General features: G+C 70.4%; 19 protein-coding genes. 9 read left to right on the forward strand and 10 right to left on the reverse strand.

Features of this window, described 5'->3' with window-relative positions; all coding sequences use genetic code 11:
* Positions 1 to 114: 114 nt before the first annotated feature.
* Complete coding sequence (locus MMF94_RS13600) at positions 115 to 1293, reverse strand: serine hydrolase domain-containing protein (RefSeq protein ID WP_241036739.1); 1179 nt, start codon at positions 1291 to 1293, stop codon at positions 115 to 117.
* Positions 1294 to 1334: 41 nt separating this feature from the next.
* Entirely contained in the window at positions 1335 to 1712 is a 378-nt protein-coding gene (locus tag MMF94_RS13605) for a hypothetical protein (protein ID WP_241036740.1), read from the reverse strand.
* A gap of 220 nt (positions 1713 to 1932) precedes the next feature.
* Between MMF94_RS13605 and MMF94_RS13610 the strand changes: the two genes are divergently transcribed.
* Complete coding sequence (locus MMF94_RS13610; RefSeq protein ID WP_241036741.1) at positions 1933 to 2553, forward strand: hypothetical protein; 621 nt, start codon at positions 1933 to 1935, stop codon at positions 2551 to 2553.
* Positions 2554 to 2565: 12 nt separating this feature from the next.
* Here the strand turns inward: MMF94_RS13610 and MMF94_RS13615 are convergent, their stop codons facing one another.
* A complete protein-coding gene (locus MMF94_RS13615) occupies positions 2566 to 3396 on the reverse strand; it encodes an MBL fold metallo-hydrolase (protein ID WP_241036742.1) in 831 nt (276 codons plus the stop codon).
* 97 nt (positions 3397 to 3493) lie between these two features.
* Here MMF94_RS13615 and MMF94_RS13620 point away from each other — a divergent pair, with 97 nt between their 5' ends.
* Together MMF94_RS13620 and MMF94_RS13625 are read left to right on the forward strand one after the other, a co-directional pair.
* Entirely contained in the window at positions 3494 to 4936 is a 1443-nt protein-coding gene (locus MMF94_RS13620) for a carboxylesterase/lipase family protein (protein ID WP_241036743.1), read from the forward strand.
* Between the two features lie 132 nt (positions 4937 to 5068).
* The gene (locus tag MMF94_RS13625; protein WP_241036744.1) at positions 5069 to 5668 is read left to right on the forward strand and encodes a dihydrofolate reductase family protein; all 600 of its coding nucleotides are present in this window, start codon (positions 5069 to 5071) and stop codon (positions 5666 to 5668) included.
* On the opposite strand, the gene MMF94_RS13630 is transcribed toward MMF94_RS13625, so the two are convergent.
* The 3 genes from MMF94_RS13630 to MMF94_RS13640 all read right to left on the reverse strand — a co-directional run bounded on the left by MMF94_RS13630 (position 5647) and on the right by MMF94_RS13640 (position 7882).
* The gene (locus tag MMF94_RS13630) at positions 5647 to 6336 is read right to left on the reverse strand and encodes a cysteine hydrolase family protein (RefSeq protein WP_241036745.1); all 690 of its coding nucleotides are present in this window, start codon (positions 6334 to 6336) and stop codon (positions 5647 to 5649) included. The genes MMF94_RS13625 and MMF94_RS13630 overlap by 22 nt on opposite strands.
* A gap of 87 nt (positions 6337 to 6423) precedes the next feature.
* On the reverse strand, positions 6424 to 7206 hold the full coding sequence (locus tag MMF94_RS13635) for a class I SAM-dependent methyltransferase (RefSeq protein WP_241036746.1): 783 nt from the start codon (positions 7204 to 7206) through the stop codon (positions 6424 to 6426).
* A 25-nt stretch (positions 7207 to 7231) separates the two neighbouring features.
* Entirely contained in the window at positions 7232 to 7882 is a 651-nt protein-coding gene (locus MMF94_RS13640) for a TetR/AcrR family transcriptional regulator (RefSeq protein WP_241036747.1), read from the reverse strand.
* Between the two features lie 99 nt (positions 7883 to 7981).
* Between MMF94_RS13640 and MMF94_RS13645 the strand changes: the two genes are divergently transcribed.
* The 3 genes from MMF94_RS13645 to MMF94_RS13655 all read left to right on the forward strand — a co-directional run bounded on the left by MMF94_RS13645 (position 7982) and on the right by MMF94_RS13655 (position 11046).
* On the forward strand, positions 7982 to 9208 hold the full coding sequence (locus MMF94_RS13645; protein WP_241036748.1) for a cytochrome P450: 1227 nt from the start codon (positions 7982 to 7984) through the stop codon (positions 9206 to 9208).
* A gap of 87 nt (positions 9209 to 9295) precedes the next feature.
* Positions 9296 to 10258: an ATP-binding cassette domain-containing protein gene (locus MMF94_RS13650; RefSeq protein WP_241036749.1), complete on the forward strand. Its 963-nt coding sequence runs from the start codon at positions 9296 to 9298 to the stop codon at positions 10256 to 10258.
* Positions 10255 to 11046, forward strand: coding sequence for an ABC transporter permease (locus tag MMF94_RS13655; protein WP_241036750.1), 792 nt, complete (start codon positions 10255 to 10257; stop codon positions 11044 to 11046). The genes MMF94_RS13650 and MMF94_RS13655 overlap by 4 nt, the downstream gene beginning before the upstream one ends.
* A 7-nt stretch (positions 11047 to 11053) precedes the next feature.
* Here the strand turns inward: MMF94_RS13655 and MMF94_RS13660 are convergent, their stop codons facing one another.
* A complete protein-coding gene (locus MMF94_RS13660; protein WP_241036751.1) occupies positions 11054 to 11497 on the reverse strand; it encodes an SDR family NAD(P)-dependent oxidoreductase in 444 nt (147 codons plus the stop codon).
* A 109-nt stretch (positions 11498 to 11606) separates the two neighbouring features.
* Between MMF94_RS13660 and MMF94_RS13665 the strand changes: the two genes are divergently transcribed.
* Positions 11607 to 12473, forward strand: a complete 867-nt coding sequence (locus MMF94_RS13665) for a helix-turn-helix domain-containing protein (protein WP_241036752.1) — start codon at positions 11607 to 11609, stop codon at positions 12471 to 12473.
* Positions 12474 to 12478: 5 nt separating this feature from the next.
* Here the strand turns inward: MMF94_RS13665 and MMF94_RS13670 are convergent, their stop codons facing one another.
* The gene (locus tag MMF94_RS13670) at positions 12479 to 15613 is read right to left on the reverse strand and encodes an ATP-binding protein (protein WP_241036786.1); all 3135 of its coding nucleotides are present in this window, start codon (positions 15611 to 15613) and stop codon (positions 12479 to 12481) included.
* Positions 15614 to 15645: 32 nt separating this feature from the next.
* The gene (locus MMF94_RS13675) at positions 15646 to 16407 is read right to left on the reverse strand and encodes a MerR family DNA-binding transcriptional regulator (protein WP_241036753.1); all 762 of its coding nucleotides are present in this window, start codon (positions 16405 to 16407) and stop codon (positions 15646 to 15648) included.
* Positions 16408 to 16551: 144 nt separating this feature from the next.
* On the opposite strand from MMF94_RS13675, the gene MMF94_RS13680 reads away from it, so the two are divergent.
* Positions 16552 to 17010, forward strand: a complete 459-nt coding sequence (locus MMF94_RS13680) for a DUF6194 family protein (protein WP_241036754.1) — start codon at positions 16552 to 16554, stop codon at positions 17008 to 17010.
* 18 nt (positions 17011 to 17028) lie between these two features.
* Here the strand turns inward: MMF94_RS13680 and MMF94_RS13685 are convergent, their stop codons facing one another.
* Positions 17029 to 17916 carry an AraC family transcriptional regulator gene (locus MMF94_RS13685; protein WP_241036755.1) on the reverse strand — a complete coding sequence of 296 codons (888 nt, stop codon included), beginning with the start codon at positions 17914 to 17916 and terminating at the stop codon, positions 17029 to 17031.
* 197 nt (positions 17917 to 18113) lie between these two features.
* On the opposite strand from MMF94_RS13685, the gene MMF94_RS13690 reads away from it, so the two are divergent.
* Positions 18114 to 18872 (forward strand): SDR family NAD(P)-dependent oxidoreductase, encoded by a 759-nt coding sequence (locus MMF94_RS13690; RefSeq protein ID WP_241036756.1) that lies wholly within the window; start codon positions 18114 to 18116, stop codon positions 18870 to 18872.
* Positions 18873 to 18891: the final 19 nt, after the last annotated feature.

The following is an 18891-nucleotide window of genomic DNA, read 5'->3' on the forward strand; positions in this document are numbered from 1 at the left end:
GGGGTGGACTCCGAGGATTCATTGTGGTCCAAACCGGGCGACGGCACACTATCGGCATCGATCAGGTCGAGTCGGAAATCCCGCCGTGCCGGGTCATGAATTCACCGGGACGGGTCATATGCCCTTCATTGCGGTGCGCACCGCATCGACCAGGAGTGCGGCCCGGAGATCTTGTGGGCCCTCCTTGATGTGGTTCATCACGTAGCCGAAGGCGAGTCCGGTTGTGGGGTCGGCGAAGCCGAGTGAACCGCCGAGACCGGGAAATCCGAAAGCGCTCGGGCTGTACCAGAACGTGTCGGGAGTGGGGAGGCCGAGACCGGTGCCGATCCGGACGGGTATGCGCAGGATCCGGTCGATGCCGCTCGCCCGTTGCGCGGTCGCCTCGGCCAGCACGCCGGGTTCGAGGATGCGGTGCCCGTCGACCTCGCCGATGAGTGCGGCGTAGAAGCGAGCAAGTGCGCGGGCCGTGCAGATGCCGTTGGTCGAGGGCATCTCGGCACGCTGTTCGTCGGGGTTGTTGTGATCGAGTGCGGGCGTGACGGCTCTGAGCGAACGGACGGTCAGCGACGTCGGATCGGCGTAGGCCGCCATCACGTCCCGCACGGCCTCGGGGAGGGTGTCAAGATCGATCCGGGACAGCGCCTCGAAGTCGGGCACGGCCGCGATGATCCGGCTCACCCGATGCTGCTCGGACTTCGGCAGCCCGATCCAGAGGTCGAGCCCGAGAGGCGCGGCGATCTCCTCGGCGAGGAAGGTGCCCAGGCTGCGGCCCGACACCCGCCGGACGACCTCGCCGACGAGCCATCCGAAGGTGAGCCCGTGGTAGCCGTGCTCGGTGCCCGGCTCCCAGAACGGGCGCTGGGCTGCCAGCGCCGTCACCATCGGCTCCCAGGCGATCGCCTCGGCGGGCGTGATGGGGTGGTCGATCGCAGGCAGCCCGGCCTGGTGGGTGAGCAGCCAGCGCACGGGAATGCGACCCTTCCCGTTCGCTGCGAACTCGGGCCAGTACTCGGCGACCGGCGCGTCGAGGTCCAGTTCTCCGCGCTGGGCCAGCAGAAGCGCGCACGTGGCCGTGACGGCCTTGGTGGTCGAGTAGACGACCTGCAGGGTGTCGCTTTCCCACATACGGTCCTGCTCGGGATCGGCGATGCCGCCCCACAGATCGACGACCTTCCGGCCGTGCAGGTACACGGCGACCGCCGCGCCCACCTCGTCGTCTCGCTTCAGGTTCTCCTCGAACGCGGCACGCACGATCTCGAAACCTGCTGCCGTGCCGCCGCCGATTTCAGGCATGCGTCATCGCCCTCTCCTTGCGTTACGTTTTCGGGCAGGTGCTAGCTGCGCCAATGGTCGACGAGCCAGGCGCAGATCTCGGGCTCTGTCATCTCGGGGAACTCCTCGGTGAGCGCGTCGAGCGCACGCAGTGCCTCGTCCCTCGTGAAATCGCGGGCTGCCGCTTCTCTGAGGTATTCCTGACGCGAGGCGGACGGGCGGCCGCCGCCCGCGCCGCGGCCGGGTAGGCCTTCTCGCCACTGCATTATCTCGTCCAATCGCGGGGGTCGCCAGCCAGGGGCCCCGTCAATGTCGACATCGGGCTCGGGGAATGGGTGAGTCGAATCGCTCGGATAGCGCGAGCGCCATTTGTGCACCGCGTGCCGGCTCACGCCCAGCGCTTCGGCGATGCCGATGACGCCGAGGTAGTGCTCGGTCATGGTGCACCCAACTTTTCCGGCCGGCCTCCTGTGTCGATCTGATGAGTACCACGCTCGGGGCTGGGGACTCGCAGTGGTGGACGAATAAAACATCGTCTTCGGTCGAGACGAGGTTAACTGAGGAGCAGAACGTCGTCAACGCAAGAGACGATGTTCGGTGCACGCGAGCCGTTGGGCGATCACGCCTGGCCCGAGGCGCTCGGTCGGCCACTCTGGTCGCATGAACGACTGGACCGAATGGCACGGTGCCTACGACGACCCGGAGAGTCCGCTGTCGCAGCGACTTCTCGCCGTGCAGCAGCAGATCCGGCTGGCGCTCGATCGGACCGCACCCGGGCAGGTGCGCCTGCTGTCGCTCTGCGCCGGGCAGGGCCGCGACGTCCTGCCGGTGCTGGCGAGCCACCCCCGCGGAGCCGACGTCACCGGTCGCCTGGTCGAGCTCGACCCGGACCTCTGCGCCGCCGCTCGCTCGGCGGCGCCGGCGTCCGTCGACGTGGTGGAGGGTGACGCAGGCACCACCGCGGCCTGCGGAGGGGCGGTGCCGGCGGACGTGCTGCTGCTGTGCGGGATCTTCGGCAACATCCCCGACGAGGACATCGCGCGAACGATCGCCGCAGTACCGGCCCTACTCGTGGCAGGCGGGACGGTCGTGTGGACGCGCAGCACCCGCGTGCCGGACGTGACTCCACGGCTGCGCTCGTGGTTCTCCGACGCCGGGGTCGCCGAGACGGCGTTCGTGGCCGCGCCGAGACCCGGATGGGCCGTGGGGGCAGGCGTGCTCAGGGCGCGGTCGATCCCCCTCGATCGCGACCGCCGCCTGTTCAGCTTCGTCGAGGCGTAGCCGCGCCGCCGGTCAGGCCGGCTCTGCCGAGAGCTGCAGGTAGGCGCGCTCGACGGCCTGCAGCGCGAACTCGCCGAAGTACGGCACGTCCCGCGCGACCTCGACGGCCGGCCTGCCCGTCGCGTATCCGTCTCGCGCGACTTCGGCGAGCCGGGCCAGCTCGCCGAGCTGGCCTTCGACGAACGCCCGGTCGACCACGGCGCCGTGGCCGGGCACCACCGCGCCGCTGATCAAGGCCAACACCGCGTCCATGGTGGCCGGCCAGTCCAGTGGGAACCCGTCGCCGAACTGCGGTGGAGCACCCTCCTCTACCAGGTCACCGGCGAGCAGCAGGTCCGCGTCGGGCACGAGCACGACGAGGTCGTTGTCGGTATGACCGCGTCCGAGGTGGCGCAGCCCTACCGGGCGACCGCCGACGTCCAGGGTTGCCGTGTCGTCCACCGGCAGGTCGGGCGGGTCGATACGGGTAGCGGTGAGCTGCGCGACCTTCTCCGCATCGCCCGCCTCCCGGTAGCGCTCGACGCGCCGGAGGCGCATGGCCTCACCATCGTCGGTCAGGGCTTCCACGCAGCGGCGGTGTCCCCAGATGCTCGCGGGGCGGAAGGCTGCGTTGCCGAAGCTGTGGTCGAAGTGCATATGGGTGTTGACCACTGCCCAGGGGTGCGGGGTGACGGTGCGGACCGCGTCGGTCAGCTCGCGACCCTGCTCGAAGGTCGCCCGCGTGTCGACCACGAGGCACGCGCCGTCGCCGACCACCAAGCCGACGTTGAGGTCCATGTCGTGGTGGCGTCGCACGTACACGCGGTCGCCGACTTCGCGCCACTTCTCGGTCGCGCCGGTCACCTGGTATTCACGGACGCACAGTATCCGGAGCCGATGTTCGGGTCCGTGACCTTCGCGGGGTCTGTCGAAGCCGATCATCCAGGACGACACTGCGGTCATGGATCGCGTAGTGATGACGTCGGCGGGCAAGGTTCGTGGACGGGCGGCAGACGGTGTGTCGCGTTTCCTCGGTGTGCCGTACGCGGCGGCCCCGCTCGGGCCCTACCGGTTTGCCCCGCCCGCCCCGGCGCCTGCCTGGGACGGCATCCGCGACGCGCTGGAACACGGCCCGACGGTGCCGGGGCCCGGCTACCCGCCGCCGATGGCCCGGATCCTCCCGGCTGTGGTCGTGCCGGGTGAGGAGTGGCTGAACGTCAACGTCTGGGCGCCGGAGAACGCCGAGGGCGCCCCGGTGATGGTGTGGATCCACGGCGGCGCCTTCGTCAACGGGTCGAACTCGCAGCCGACCTACGACGGCACGGCCTTCGCCCGCGACGGCGTGGTGCTGGTGGGCGTCAACTACCGGCTCGGCGCCGAGGGCTTCCTGCTGCTTCCCGGCGGCACGGCCAACCTCGGCCTGCTCGACCAGGTGGCGGCGCTGCGCTGGGTGCAGGACAACATCGCCGCGTTCGGAGGCGACCCCGGCAACGTCACCGTGTTCGGCGAGTCGGCGGGCGCGATGAGCATCGCGGCCCTGCTGGCGATGCCCGCGGCCACGGGGTTGTTCGGGCGGGCCGTTCTGCAGAGCGGCGGGCGTCACCCTGTCCTCTCGGCGGCGACCGCCGTGCGTATCGCGGGCCATGTGGCGGACGAGGTCGGCGTGCCCGTCGAGGAGCTGCGGCAGGTGCCTCCGCAGCGGCTGGTGAAGGCGCAGCAGGAGCTCGCCGTCCAGATGCAGTCGGCGCCCGACCCCGACCGGTGGGGCGAGGCCGCCGTGAACGGGCTGATCTACGAGCCGGTGGTGGACGGCGACGTCCTGCCCGACCTGCCGACGACCCGCATCGCCGACGGCGTCGACCTGCTCGTGGGGTCCACCAGGGACGAGTACCGGCTGTTCATCGTGCCGTCCGGCCTGATGGACGGCGCCACCGAGGTGACGCTGCAGGCCGTCGCGGCGAAGTACGGGTTGCCGGTCGGCGCGCTCGACGCGTACCGGGCGGTCCGACCGGGCGCGTCGCCGGGTGAGCTGCTCGCCGACGTCGTGACGGACTGGCTGTTCCGCATCCCGATGCTGCGGATCGCCGAGGCGCACGCGCGCACGTACGTCTACGAGTTCGACTGGGCGTCGGCGGCGTTCGACGGCAAGCTCGGTGCCTGCCACGCGCTCGAGCTGGGGTTCGTCTTCGACAACCTGAGCAGAACAACCGGTCTCACGGGCGGGGAAGCGCCGCAGGAGCTCGCCGACGCGATGCACCGGACGTGGGTGTCGTTCGCGACGAGCGGTGATCCGGGGTGGGAGCCCTACGGGCAGGAGCGCTGTGTCCGGCGTTTCGGCACGACGGTCGAGACGGTGCACGACCCCCGTGGCGACACCCGCGCTGTGTGGGAGGGGATCCGCTGATCCGCGCAGTGACCCAGCACTGATCGCCGGTCATTGCTGTCCCCGGGGGTCACCGATGAGTTGTGGGCAGGTCTCTGGTCCGTCTCATGTGGGCCCGACCAGCGGGCCGCTCACCACGCGGGGGGAGAAGTCATGACCAAGGTGACCGCCGGGATCACGATGTCGGTCGACGGGTACATCGCCGGTCCGGACGACGGCCCGGGCACGGGGCTCGGCGTGGGCGGCGAGCGCTTGCACTACTGGGTGTTCGGCGGACCGTGGACCTATGACGCCCCTCCCGAAGGAGGGGCCGCCGGAGAGGACCAGGCCTGGTTGGAGTCGGTCATGGCCGGCCTCGGCGCGGTCGTCACGGGCCGGTGGACGTACGAGGCGGCAGATCGTTGGGGCGGCACCAACCCGGCGGGGGTGCCGTGCTTCGTCGTGACGCATCGGCCGGACGAGCAGCCGGACGGAGCGGGCTTCACGTTCGTCGACGGCGTGGAGAAGGCCGTGGCGTTGGCGAAGGAAGCCGCGGGGGCCGGGCACGTCAACGTCATGGGCGGCGCCGACGTCATCCGGCAGGCTCTCGACGCCGGGCTGGTCGACGAGCTGACGATCATCGTGGCGCCGGTTGTGCTCGGAGCGGGAAAGCGGCTGTTCGACGGGTTCACCCGTTCCGTCCAGCTGCAGCACCTCGGCGTGCGGCAGTCGTCGCACGCGACATTCATCGACTATCGGGTGCTTCCGGCCTGAGTCGACTCGCTCCAGTAGGCGGGATTGCGGCCGTAGTCGGGTGTGGTGAAGGCACGTTCCCACGTCGCACCCGGGGCGATGAGCTCCTTCCACGGCGCGACCTCGATGTAGAGGACGCGCATGGCGTTGAGGGCTGCGACGTGGAGGTCGGGACCGTCGGTGGAGACCGCATCGTCGGGGACGGCGACCTCGAAGTTGTGGCTGAGCGCCGCACGGGCCGTCTCCTCGACGCAGACGTTGGTCTGCAGGCCCGCCACGATCAGGCGGGTCACGGCGAGGTTGCGCAGTAGCGGTTCGAGCTCGGTGTAGTCGAAGAGGCTGGGACGGCTCTTGTCCAGCACCATGTCGTCGGCCCGGGGCGTGACGGCGCCCATGATCTGCCGGCTCCAGACCCGCTGGGCAGGCGAGAGCTCGGGCATGCGGTCGGCGCGATGCCGGAGCAGGCGGGTGAAGCGCGGGTTGTTCCCGAGGGGACCTGCCGCGCTGCCGACCCCGCGGGAGTAGATGATCGGAAGCCCCTGCTCGCGGGCGGCGGCCAGCAGAGCGGCGCAGGCGGCGACCGTCTCCTCCAGCCGCCAGATCGGTGGCCAGCCCAACGCGTCACGCATGCCGTCCTCGGCGATGTACGCGTTCTGCATGTCGATCATCAGTACGGCGGTCTGACCCATCGGACGTCCTTCCCGCAGCGCCTCCACGTCCATGGTGCAGCGCGGGGCCGCCGCATCGCATGATTCACGTGAAACATTGCGGCCGCGTCAGCCGGGACGCCGCTGCGCCACGACGAGCAGCGCGTCCAGCTGGTCGAGCTGGTCGACACCGGCGGCCTCGGCGAGCAGACCGTCCGCCACCGCCTCGCCGAGCTCGGACCGCAGGTCAGCGGCGTGCTCGTCCCACAGCGTGTAGAGCCGCCGGAAGTGCTCATGATGGAAGGCGTTGATCATCCGCGTCTCCACGGTGAAGCCCGCATCGTCGAGGTGTCGCTCCCACGTGCCCGCGGACCCCGGCGCCTGTGCGCGGCTCTGTGCGGCCGTGAAGACGAGACGTCCGCCCACTCGCAGGATGCGGTGGATCTCGCGCAGCGCGATGTCGAGGTCCGGGGCGAAGGGCAGCGCGTCGACGCTCATGACAGCGTCGGCCGTGGCGGGCTCCAGCCCGGTGGAGCTGAACTCGGCCACATGGAACGAGGCACGGCTCTCGGCGAGGAACTGCGGTGCCCGCGACCTCGCCAGTTCGATCGCGACCGGGCTGATGTCGATGCCGACCAGGCGGGCGGACAGTGCCCTGGCCAGCCACAGGCCCGGGCCGCCGCGGCCACATCCGAGATCCACCACCGTGCCGCCCGGTCTCGACCGGAGACCGGCGACGAACTGCCCGAGCAGCCACCAGCAGCACGAGCTGAAGGGGTCGACCTCCTCCGGGTACTGCTCGCCCATCGCCTCGGCCCAGAGTCTCCGCACGAGGCGGCTGTCGTGCAGCGCCCGGAAGGCCTGGTCGTACCCGTCTGCTTCTGTGGCTGATGTCGTAAATATCTCGTTCATCACCACGAGGCTCCCACGTCGCGGATCACGTGAGCAGGCCGCTGAGCAGCCGCCGGAGGATCTCCGGGAAGGGATCCTCGGTGGGCGGTGAGGGGAACTCCAGGGCCGCGAGGTGGGGATGCTTTCCCTCCGCGGCCACATGGGCGACGTATCGGCGCGCGCCGGCGAGGCGGTCGGTCGGTGAGCGTTCGTTCTGGGCCACCGACGCCACCACGGCGTTGAGCATCGCGAAGGCGATGAGCTTGTCGCCGTCGCCGACCGGGCGATCGGCGAGCACGGCGAGGACGTGCTCGATCACCTCGATCGCGTTGGGGCCGACGACCGGGTGGCTGATGGTCAGGTCGGCCATCCAGGGATGCCGGCGGTAGATCTCCCGTGCCTGCAGACCGACCTCGACGAGATCACCGAGCCAGTCGCCGGTCGGTGTGCCGAGTTCGTACTCCCCGCAGATGTGGTCGGCCATGAGATCGATCAGGTCGTCCCGGGTGTCGACGTAGCGGTAGAGCGAACCCGCGCCGGTGCCGATCTCGGCCGCGACCTGGCGCATGGACACCGCGTCGAGGCCGGAGCGGTCGGCGAGCCGGATGGCTGCCTCGGTGATCTCGGCCCTGCTGCGCTGCGCCGGACGTCCGACGCCGGACTTCTCGGGGCGCAGCCAGATCGCCTCGGACTCCATCGCACCTCCTCCGTCGATTGTTTGCGAACACCGTACTCGATCGGATAAGTTCGCGAACGACGTTAGCGAACATCGATCGCAAATGAAGAGGAGCGCCTCATGACCACTCCGGCCACCCACCTTCCCGGTGACCTGCCACCCGACCTCACCGACGACACCGTCGTGTTCGACTGGCTGGCCACGATGCGCGAGGAGCACCCCGTCTGGGCCGATCGGTACGGCGTGTTCCACGTCTTCCGGCACGACGACGTGCTGGCAGCTCTGCGGGACACGGTGACCTTCTCCTCCGAGATGACCCGCGCCGTCGAGGGGGCGGCCCCCACTCCGGGGATGCTCACCCAGATCGATCCTCCTGAGCACCACGCACTCCGCAAGGTCATGAGCTCGGCGTTCACCCCGCGCTCGGTCGCCGCGCTCGAACCGCGCATCCAGGAGATCACCCGCGGGCTCCTCGACAGGACCGGCGAGCGGTTCGACCTCGTCGACGCGCTGGCCTTTCCGCTGCCCGTCACCGTCATCGCCGAGCTGCTCGGCCTGCCGCCGGAGGATCACGCCCGGTTCCGGGAGTGGACCGACCAGCTGTTCGACGTACAGCTGGGCGACCCCTCCGACCCGGCGGCTGCCGCTCGCCTCAGCGAGGTGGTCGCGCCGATGGTCGCCTATTTCCGAGACCAGGTCCGCAATCGCCTCGTCGACCCCGGCGACGACCTGATCTCACGCCTCGTCACCGCCGAGGTCGACGGCCGCACTCTCGACGAGACCGAGGCATCGAACTTCGCGTTCAGCCTGTTGCTGGCCGGGCACATCACCACCACGACCCTGCTCGGCAGCATCGTCCGGACGTTCAGCGAGCACCCGCACCTGTGGGACGACCTGCGCGCCGCTCCCGAGCGTGTGCCCGACGCGATCGAGGAGGTGATGCGGCTGCGCCCGCCGTTCGCCCAGCTGCCGCGGATCACCACCGTCGACACCCGGCTCGCCGGTCGCACCATCCCGGCCGGTGCCATGGTCACCCTCTGGGTCCTCTCCGCCAACCACGACCCCGGCGCCCACGACGATCCCGAGCGCTTCGATCTCGACCGTGGCATCCGAGGACCGAACCAGCTCTCCTTCGGCCATGGGGTCCACTTCTGCATCGGCGCGCCGCTGGCCCGGCTCGAAGCCCGGGTCGCCGTCCACGGGCTACTCGCCCGCTTCCGGCGGCTGGTCGTCGAGCTCGACCCCGGCCGGCCGCACGGAGGCCTGCAGCCGTTCGGGCAGATCGCCTACGGGACCCGTCGTCTCCCGGTGCTCGCCATGCCGGGCTTCGGCGGCGAAAGTCGCTGAAACCGCAGTGAAACCGCCGTGAATGCGGTGGGCCGCACGCTCCTCGTGGTCGTGGCAGCCAGCGCCACAGGACAACACGAGGACGCAATGACAACCACATCGTTCACAGCCGCGATCGCGGCGACGGGGCTACGCAAATCGTTCGGCGACAAGCTCGTGCTCGACGGCATCGACGTGCACGTTCCGGCGGGGACGATCTTCTCGCTGCTCGGCCCGAACGGTGCAGGGAAGACCACCACCGTCCAGATCCTCTCCACGCTCGTCACCGCCGACGCCGGGGAGATCCGCATCGCAGGCCACGATCTCGCCCGCGATCCCGACGCCGTGCGCGCCGCGATCGGCGTGACCGGGCAGTTCTCCGCGGTGGACAACCTCCTCACGGGCGAGGAGAACCTCCTCCTGATGGCCGACCTGCACCATCTGGAGCGGCGGGAGGGCCGGCGCCGCAGCCGGGAGCTGCTGGAGCGGTTCGACCTGGTGGAGGCGGCAGGGCAGGCGCCGGCCACGTACTCCGGAGGCATGCGGCGCAAGCTCGACCTGGCGATGACGCTGGTCGGCGACCCGCGCGTGATCTTCCTCGACGAGCCGACCACCGGCCTCGACCCGCGTACCCGCCGCACGATGTGGGAGATCATCCGCGAGCTCGTGGCCGGTGGCGTGACGATCTTCCTGACCACCCAGTACCTCGAAGAGGCCGACGAGCTCGCCGACCGGATCGCGCTCCTCGACAACGGACGGCTGGTGGCCGAGGGCACCCCGGCCGAGCTCAAGCGGATGGTGCCCGGCGGGCACGTCAGCCTGCGGTTCACCGACCCCGGGCGGCTCGCGGCGGCCGCCCTGGCGTTCCCCGGCTCCACGCGCGACGACGACACCTTCACCCTGCAGGTCGCGAGCGACGGCGGCGTCCGCTCGCTGCGTGCCCTGCTCGACCACCTCGACAGGGCAGGCATCGAGGCGGACGAGCTGACCGTGCACACCCCCGATCTCGACGACGTCTTCCTGTCCCTCACCGGCCGTCCGGCCGAGCAGCAGAAGGAGCTGGCCCGATGACCACCATGTCCTACGCGGTCCGTGACTCACGGACGATGCTGCGGCGCAACGTCCGGCGGATGGTCCGCTACCCGTCGCTGACGCTGATGCTCGTCGGGATGCCCGTCGTCTTCCTGCTGCTGTTCGTCTACGTCTTCGGCGGGACGCTCGGTGCGGGGCTCGGGGGACCGACGGGAGGCCGGGCCGACTACATCGCCTACGTCGTGCCGGGGATCATCGTGATGACCGTGGCCGCGGCGGCCCAGGGCACCGCGATCTCGGTGGCCATGGACATGACCGAGGGCATCATCGCCCGGTTCCGCACGATGGCGATCTCGAAGGCGTCGGTCCTCACCGGTCACGTGGTCGCCAGCATGATCCAGACGCTGTTCGCCATGGTGGTGGTGATCGCGATCGCGCTCCTCGTGGGGTTCCGCCCGACCGCCGGCCTGCTCGGATGGCTCGGGGTGGCCGGTCTGCTCGTGCTGTTCACGCTCGCGCTCACCTGGCTCTCGGTCACGCTGGGCCTGGGCGCGAAGAGCGTCGAGACGGCGAGCAACACACCGATGTTCCTGGTGCTCCTGCCCTTCCTGGGCAGCGGCTTCGTCCCGACCGACTCGATGCCGGTGGTCTTGCGCTGGTTCGCGGAGTACCAGCCGTTCACCCCGGTCATCGAGACCCTGCGCGGCTTGCTGATGGGAACCGCGATCGGCGACAGCGCAGTGCTCGCGATCGGCTGGTGCGTCGTGATCGGCCTGTTCAGCTACCTGCGGGCACGGCGGCTGTTCAACCGTGAACGGGACCGGTAGGGCGAGGTCAGGACACCATGTCCGATGCGACGGTCCACAGGCGCTCGGCGTTGGCCCGGATGCCGTCACCGGACCATCGCCGGTCGGCCTCGACCGCCAGAAGCACGTCGGCGGTCTCCGACTCTCCGTACGCGCCGATCGGGTCGTAGAAGCGGAAGCGGTGGTCGAGATCGTCGAAGATCACCGGGCAGGCCAGGTGGGCGTTCGAGCTGAGCGAGACGATGCGGGCGCCCCCGGCCCGCGCGAGTGCGTCGTGCAGCCCGACGGTCAGGGCGAAGTGCCCGAGGAAGGCGACCGCGGCACCGGCCCGGACGAGTGCGAGGGACGTCTCGACGCCGACGCCCGAGGTGGCACCGGTGACCACGGCACGGGTGCCGGACAGGTCCACGCCGGCCAACACCTCGCCGGCAGTCGAGGCGAATCCGAACGTAGTGCGAAACAGTGCGGTCATGGCCTCAGACGATGCGCCCGAACCCTCCGCGACGGTGAGTCCCTCAGGACACTAGTACCAGCAGGAACAGGACGCCGCGCTCAATGGCTTCTAGCCTGGCGGTGTGGTGATGAGCAGCAAACTCGGCGACTACCTGCGGGTACGCCGTGAGCGGCTGCGCCCCGACGAGGCCGGTCTGCCCGCAGGGGCCCGACGGCGGGTGCCCGGACTGCGACGGGAAGAGGTGGCGCTGCTCGCCGGGATCAGCGCCGAGTACTACCTGCGCCTCGAGCAGGGCCGGGACCGCCATCCGTCCGAGCAGGTGCTCGACGGTCTCGCCCGCGCCCTGCAGCTCGATGCCGACGCGGCGACCTACCTGCACGAGCTCGCCAGCTCCGGGCGGACGCCCCGGCGCAGACCTCCTCGGCCGGAGCGGGTCAGCCCGAGCGTCCAGAGCTTGATCGACAACTGGACCACCACCCCGGCGCTCGTCCAGGGTCGCCTCATGACGGTGCTGGCCGCGAACGCGATGGCCGTGGCGCTCTCCCCGTTCTTCGCGCCGGGCGTCAACCCGCTGCGCGCGGCGTTCCTCGAACCGGAGATGCGTGAGTTCTACCGCGACTGGGACGAGATGACCGCGAAGACCGTCGCGTACCTGCGGTCGATCGTCGGGGCCGGTGTCGACGACCCGAGGCTCGCCGAGCTGATCGGCGAACTCAGCCTGGGCAGTGAACGGTTCCGGATGCTGTGGGCCCGCCAGGACGTCCGCCTCAGGACGAGCGGGATCAGCGGATTCCTGCATCCTCAGGTCGGCCCGCTCGATCTCCACTACGAGAAGCTCGCGCTGCCCGGCGCGCCCGACCAGATGCTGATCACGTACCACGCGGAGCGGGGGTCACCGTCCTACGAACGGCTCCAACTGCTCGCGCACCTGATGAAGCCACCGTCGGCCCGCCCCCGCGTTGCGACCGCAGCGCCGGTGGCCGACGAGCCGTAGCGGGATCAGGGCCGATCCGCCAGCGCGCGGAGGGCGGCGGCCTGCAGTTCGTCGCCACCCAGCCGTGCGTATGCCGCTGTCGCATCGGCGTACCCCGCCGCGTCGGCCTGCTCGGCAGCGGTGCGGGCCCGGGCGGAGGACATCGTCGGCTGGAAGGTGCGGACGAAGTGGAACCGTTCCGCGAGAGCGACCAACCGCACCCCGGACGCGGTGGCGTCACGGTCGCCGCTGTGCCGGCCGCGGTCGATGTCCACCATGCCGAGGGCGAGCAGGAGTGCTCCGTGGAGTGCACGTTCCACGTAGTAGGTCGGCTGGGGATCGGCGCGATGGGTGAGCAACGTCGTGAGCGTTTGCGGCAGCTCGGCAGTGATCTCCTCGACGAGATCGAGCCTGCCGTGCCGGGCGTGGGCGACGACGACGGTGGCGAGGATCTCGACCAGCCACGGTCCCAAGCCGATCGGCTCGCTCCCGGCGTCCCGCAAGCGCTCGACCGTGTAGCGCCAGGCCTCCAGGCCGGCGTCGATCTCGCCCCGCATGAGCAGAATCTCCGCGTGCGTCGCGAGGTCCTCCCGGAAGGGCGGGGCGGCCTCCTCCGTCATCTCGGAACTCGCCTCCTTCCACGCGCGCTCCGCTTCGTCGACGTCCCCGAGCTGCAGGTCCGCGATCACCCGGGACCACCGGATGCCGTTCTCGAACAGTCCCAGCTCCCCCAGGAGCTTGGCCTCCTCCAGGTGGTACCGGACCTCGGCTGCGCGCTCCTCCTGCATGAGCAGCTCGCTGAGCCGGGCGTGAGCCATTGCCCGGAGCCACGGGCTCACCGGACTGTCGAATGCGGCGACCATCCCTTCGGCGGCTGCGATGGCACCGGGCCGATCCCCCGCGTGGTCACGGACGTAGCTGGCGACGCCGTTTGCGACCCCGGCGAGACACGGCTCGCGATCCGCGCAGAGCGCATCGAGCACCGTGTGGTCCGCCAGCTGCCGGACCTGCAGCAACAACGCCGCGATGGCCCGCGCCGGCGTGTCCGGCCGGGCGGGCGGAAGCCGGCGCAGGACGACCAGCGGGCGCACCGCGCGAGGCCCGTCCATCATGAACGTGCCCGCGGCGGAGATCGCCGCGGCTGTGCGCGTGACCTCGACGAGTTCGGGCGCCGGATGGAAGTGCGACAGGATCCGGCTGGTCTCCTCGGTCAGCGCCGTGAGCCGGGCGTTGTTGGACTCGGCGAGCCACAGCACGGCCAGCACGGCCGCGGTGGCGGCGACGGTGGCGCCGTCGCCGCGGGCCAGCCCGAGCCGCATCGCCTGCAGCAGGTTGTCCTGCTCCACGCGGATCCGGGCCGCTGCGCCGATGGGGTCGGCGCCGAACGGCGATTCGTGCCGGGCGACGCCGAAGTCACGGGCCCAGGCGAGAAACCTGGTGACGGCGTGAGCGTCCTCATCGACCTCGGCGCGGCGGGCCGCGCTGAACTCGCGCACCGTCTCGAGCATCCGGAAACGCGTGCCCATGGCCGTGTCCACGACCTTGAGCAGAGACTGATCCACCAGGTCTTCCAGGACGGTGAGGGCGTCGGCGTCGTCCAGGAGATGCTGCGCAGCCGCGGCGTCGAATCCGTCGGGGAAGATCGACAGGGTCCGCATCGCGGCCTGAGCTGCGGGATCGAGAAGGTTCCAGCTCCAGCCGACCACGGCGTGCAGGGTGCGGTGCCGTTGCGGTGCGTCCCGGGGGCCGCCGCGCAGCAGCGCGAAGCGGTCCTCGAGCCGCCTGGCGATCTCCGCGACCGAGAGCACCCGCACCCGGGCCGCGGCCAGCTCCACGGCGAGCGGCAGCCCGTCGAGGTGTCGGCACAGCTCCGTCACGGCCTCGGCAGGCAGGTCGACGCCGGGCCGCGCGGCCCGTGCGCGGCGACGGAACAGCTCGACCGTCGTCGGCAGGTCCAGCTCCGGCAGCGCGTACACCGATTCCGACGAGAGGCCGAGCGGGGCGCGGCTCGTGGTGAGGACGCACAGCTCGCCGGTCATCGCCACCAACGTCCGCACGAGCTCCGCGGCACCGTCGAGGACGTGCTCGCAGTTGTCCAGCACCAGCAGCGTGGGGCCGGTTCCGAGAGACGTGAGGAGGCTGCTGAGGAGATCCGAGTGGACGGCGTGATAGCCGAGCGCGCCCCGCCGGGTCTCGTCGGCCTCTAGTGCCGATGCGACCTCGGCGGCGACGTCGTCGTCCGACGTGACGCCGGCGAGCCCGACGAAGTGCACGACCCGCTGCTCCGCCCGCCGGCTCACGACGTGCGCGAGCCTGGTCTTGCCCAGCCCGCCCGGTCCGACGATCGACGTCACCCGGGACGTGCGCAGCAGCGCCCTCACCGCGTTGACGTCGTCGTCGCGGCCGAGCAGGGGGTTGGGCTCGTGCACGACACCGTGGCGGACCTGGGGTGCCGCGCCCTGCAGGAGCTGGTCGTACAGCGTTTGCAGCGGCGCGCCGGGATCGGTGCCGAGCTCGTCGCGCAACCCGCGGCGGTAGGCGTCGTACCTGGTCAGAGCGGTCGAAGGCCCTGCCGTCGCCGCTTCACAGCGCAGCAGTTCGAGCAGCACCTCCTCGTCACGTGGCTGCGCGCGAAGGAGCCCGGTCAAGCCGTCGAGCGCCTCGGCGTGGCGACCCAGCCGGGAGAGCGCCAGTGCACGGGTCCGCGCCAGCGCCCGGTGAGCCGGGGCGAGCCCCGTGCGCAGGGCCGACACCGGGTCGTCCGGGACGCCGTCGCCGGTGCCGTCCCACAGGCCGAGCCCCGCCTGCGCCTCCGCGAGCGCCGTGGCGTGGTCGCCGTCGCGGGAGTGCTGGGCGGCCGCGGCCGCGTGGAGCCGGACGGCCGACGCATCGACCTGGTCCTCACCGAGGGTGAGCCGGTAGCCGGTGGGCGTGCTGAGGATGACCTCCGTGCCCAGCTGCGCGCGGGCGCGGGAGACGAGCACCTGGAGCGCCTTGGTCGGGTTCTCGGGCTGCTCCTCCGGCCAGAGCCCGTTGACGAGACGTGCGGTGCTGGAGCCCGTGCGGAGATCGTCGGCGAGCAGCGCGATCAGGGCTCGGATCCGCGGGCTGCTGATCTCCTGACTGCGGAACGACACCCGCGACAGCAGGATCAGCTCCATGGTCACCGGCACAGGTTAGAGGCCGGAACCCGTCATCGCGGCGGCCCGGTGAGCGCCTGTGCGTCGCCGCTCTCGTGGTCGAGATAGGCCAGCAACGCGGCCGAGCCCTGCAGGCGTCTCCTGCTGGTCTGCTGGATCTCCTCGTCGCGGCGGGCGAGCTCGGCCAGCGCGCGGGCGGTGCTGCCGGTGGCCCGCATCGTCTCGACGACGGGGTGGACGATCGCGAACGGGACGTTGCCGCGGCGCAGTACCGCGATGAGGTGCGCCGTGCGCTGCTCTGCCGGCTCGAAGATCCGATATCCGGTGGCCCTGTCGCGGGTGGGGTGCAGCAGGCCGCGCTGCTCCCACAGCCGGAGCACGGGCGGGCGCACCCCGATGGCGCGGGCGAGCTGTCCGATGAGCGCGTTCCGGCGCGACGACGGCGGCGGATCGGCGGCCGCGGCGGCGGCGAACGCCTCGGCGGCGGCTGCGATGCCGGCTCGCTCCCGCGCGAGGTCGGCGTGCCCGGCGTCGACGGCGGCGAGCGCGGCAGCGACGTCACCTTCGTGAACCGCGTTCATGATGATGCGAGCTCGCTCCCAACCGTGGCCCGCCGCGACCTGGCGAGCCGTCACGAGAGCCTCGGCGTGGCGCGCGGTGAAGATCCGGTAGCCGCTCGTGGTGCGTTCCACGGGCGGCAGGAGGCCGGTGTCGATGTAGTTGCGCACCTGCTGTGGCGACACTCCCGCCATCCGGGCCAGCTCCACCAGACGCCACCGGCGCTCCGGCTCTCCCACTGACCGCCCGCTGATCACGCCGTGAGCATATGGGCTGTCTTCGGATTTGAGGGTTTTCCCGAGACACACGGCGCTGTCCTGTGGTTCTTCGTAGAGAAGTCTCAATAAGCAATTCAATGAGAGAATTGAAGCTGTACCGGTTGGACGTTGAAAGGATTCCGAGTGGACGCCGATGCGATGGCCGCCTACGTCATGGACGGCTTCGAGGGTGTGGTCGAGGTCCGGGCTTCCGGAGACTCGTTCTTCATGTACGACCCGAGCGACCAGCCGGACGACCGGCGGTTCCCGTTCGTCACGATCGTCACGGGCGATCGGTACGACCAGGTCTCCGAACTCGACCGGCCGTCGGCGTACCGGCTGAACATCGGGCTGCCGAAGGCCGAGTACGTGGCGCGCTTCGGTGCTCCGCCCTCCCGTCGCGACGGTGCGGGCTCTCTGGAGCAGTCGTTCGACTACACCGCGATGGACCGGGTGATGCCGCATCCCGTCTACGGGGCGCAGTACTGGGTCTGTGTGCTGAACCCCGGGGAGCACACGCTCGCTCTGGTGCAGGAACTGCTCACCGTCGCCCACGCTTTCGCGGTGCGTAAGCACGAGAATCGCCACGCCCGCACGGAATGACGTCCATCCGGTCCGGTTTCAGATCGAGGTGCGCAGGCGTGTGGCGTCGTGACTCGGCGGCGTGCCGAAGTGGCGGCGGTATTCGCGGCTGAACTGCGAGGGGCTGTCGTATCCGACGGCGTAGGCGACGCCGGCGATGTCGTCGGGACGCACCACGAGGAGTAGGCGGGCTTCGTGCAGGCGGATCTGCTTCTGGAACTGGATCGGGCTCATCGAGGTGACCGCATGGAAGCTGCGATGGAAGGCCGACGAGCTCATCTGTGACAGCCGGGCGAGGTCGTCGACTCGGATCGTCTCGGCATAGTGGTCCCGAATCCAGCGGACGGCCCGGCTGACATGGGTGAGGCTGCTGTCCGCGAGACCGAGCTGGCGGACGGTGGCGCCTTGATCTCCGGTGATCAGCAGCCAGAGGATCTCGCGTTCGATCATCGGCGCGAGCATGGGCAGGTCACGGGGTCGATCGAGCAGCCGCAACATGCGCACGGCGGCGTCGATGAGCTCGAACGACGCGTTGCTGACCGCGATGCCCGGCGGGGCCGCGGCAGCGCCGTGGCCGCGTGGGAACCGGCCCGCGGCGGGGTCCAGGAGCAGCTCGGCGATGACGGACGGGCGCAGCGTGAGCCCGAACCCGAGGGCGGGCTCCGAGGGGCTGGCCTCGGTGAACTGGCCGGTGACCGGAAGATCGACGGAGGCCACGAGATACTGTCCCGCGCGGTAGTCGAGGACCCGATCGCCGAGCACGAGGCGCTTCGCTCCCTGTGCGATGAGCGCCAGCACGGTGCCGGACGTGGAGGTGGTCGGCGCGGCCGGCTCCTCCGCCACCGACACGAGCACACCATCGATCGCGGTGGTCTCGTGCTCGCGCGCGTGCCGGGTGATGAGCGCGCGCAACTCGTCGAGGAGCATGGGTCGATCCAAGCACCGACCCGTGGCAGCGCCCAGCCTGCTCCTGGCGACAAAAGCAGGATTGTGCAAGAGCTCGGGAGGATTGCGCTACAGCTTTCCGCGCCCGCGCTGCTTCGCTTGACGAGCAGCGCCGCTGCGATCGGGACCCCGGAATCCCCGGCCGAAGGCGGCGCATCCATCAAGCGGAGAGGCACTTCATGTCCATCGCGATCGTCACCGGCGGCAGTTCGGGCATCGGTCAGGGAACGGCCGTCGAACTGGCCAAGCGCGGCTTCGGCGTCATCCTCACCTACGGCAGGAACAAGGAGGGCGGCCTGGAGACCGTGGCCGAGATCGAGAAGCTCGGCGGCAAGGCCGTCGCGCTCCCGCTGGACGTCGGCGAGAGCCACAGCTTTCCGATGTTCACCCACGCCGTGGCGGAGGCTCTTGCCGAGACCTGGGGTGCCAGGACCTTCACCGCGCTGGTGAACAACGCCGGCTTCGGGCAGATGTGCATGTTCGAGGACACGACCGAGGAACTGTTCGACGCGTTCATGCGCATCAGCCTCAAGGGCCCGTACTTCCTCACCCAGGCGCTTCTTCCGTTGCTGGAGGACAATGGCGCCATCGTCAACACGACGAGCACCAGTGCGCTCGTCACCGGTGTAGAGCCCGGGTACTCGGCCTACGCGTCGATGAAGGGTGGCCTCACGGTGCTCACCCGGTACATGGCCAAGGAGCTCAGCACCCGCGGAATCCGCGTCAACTCGGTCGCGCCCGGCCCGACGCGCACCCGGCTCGCCGACGACGCGTTCACGAAGTACCCCGAGGTGATCCCGCAGCTTGCGGCGCAGACAGCGCTCGGGCGCGTCGGCGAAGCCGAGGACGTCGGCATGGTCATCGCCATGCTGCTCTCGGAGGAGGGCCGCTGGATCACCGGTCAGGAGATCGCGGTGTCCGGCGGCCACAACCTCTAGTACGTGCCCAACTGCCCAG

Origin of the sequence: Pseudonocardia alaniniphila (genome assembly GCF_022524485.1) — a bacterium.
GTDB lineage: Bacteria > Actinomycetota > Actinomycetes > Mycobacteriales > Pseudonocardiaceae > Pseudonocardia > Pseudonocardia alaniniphila.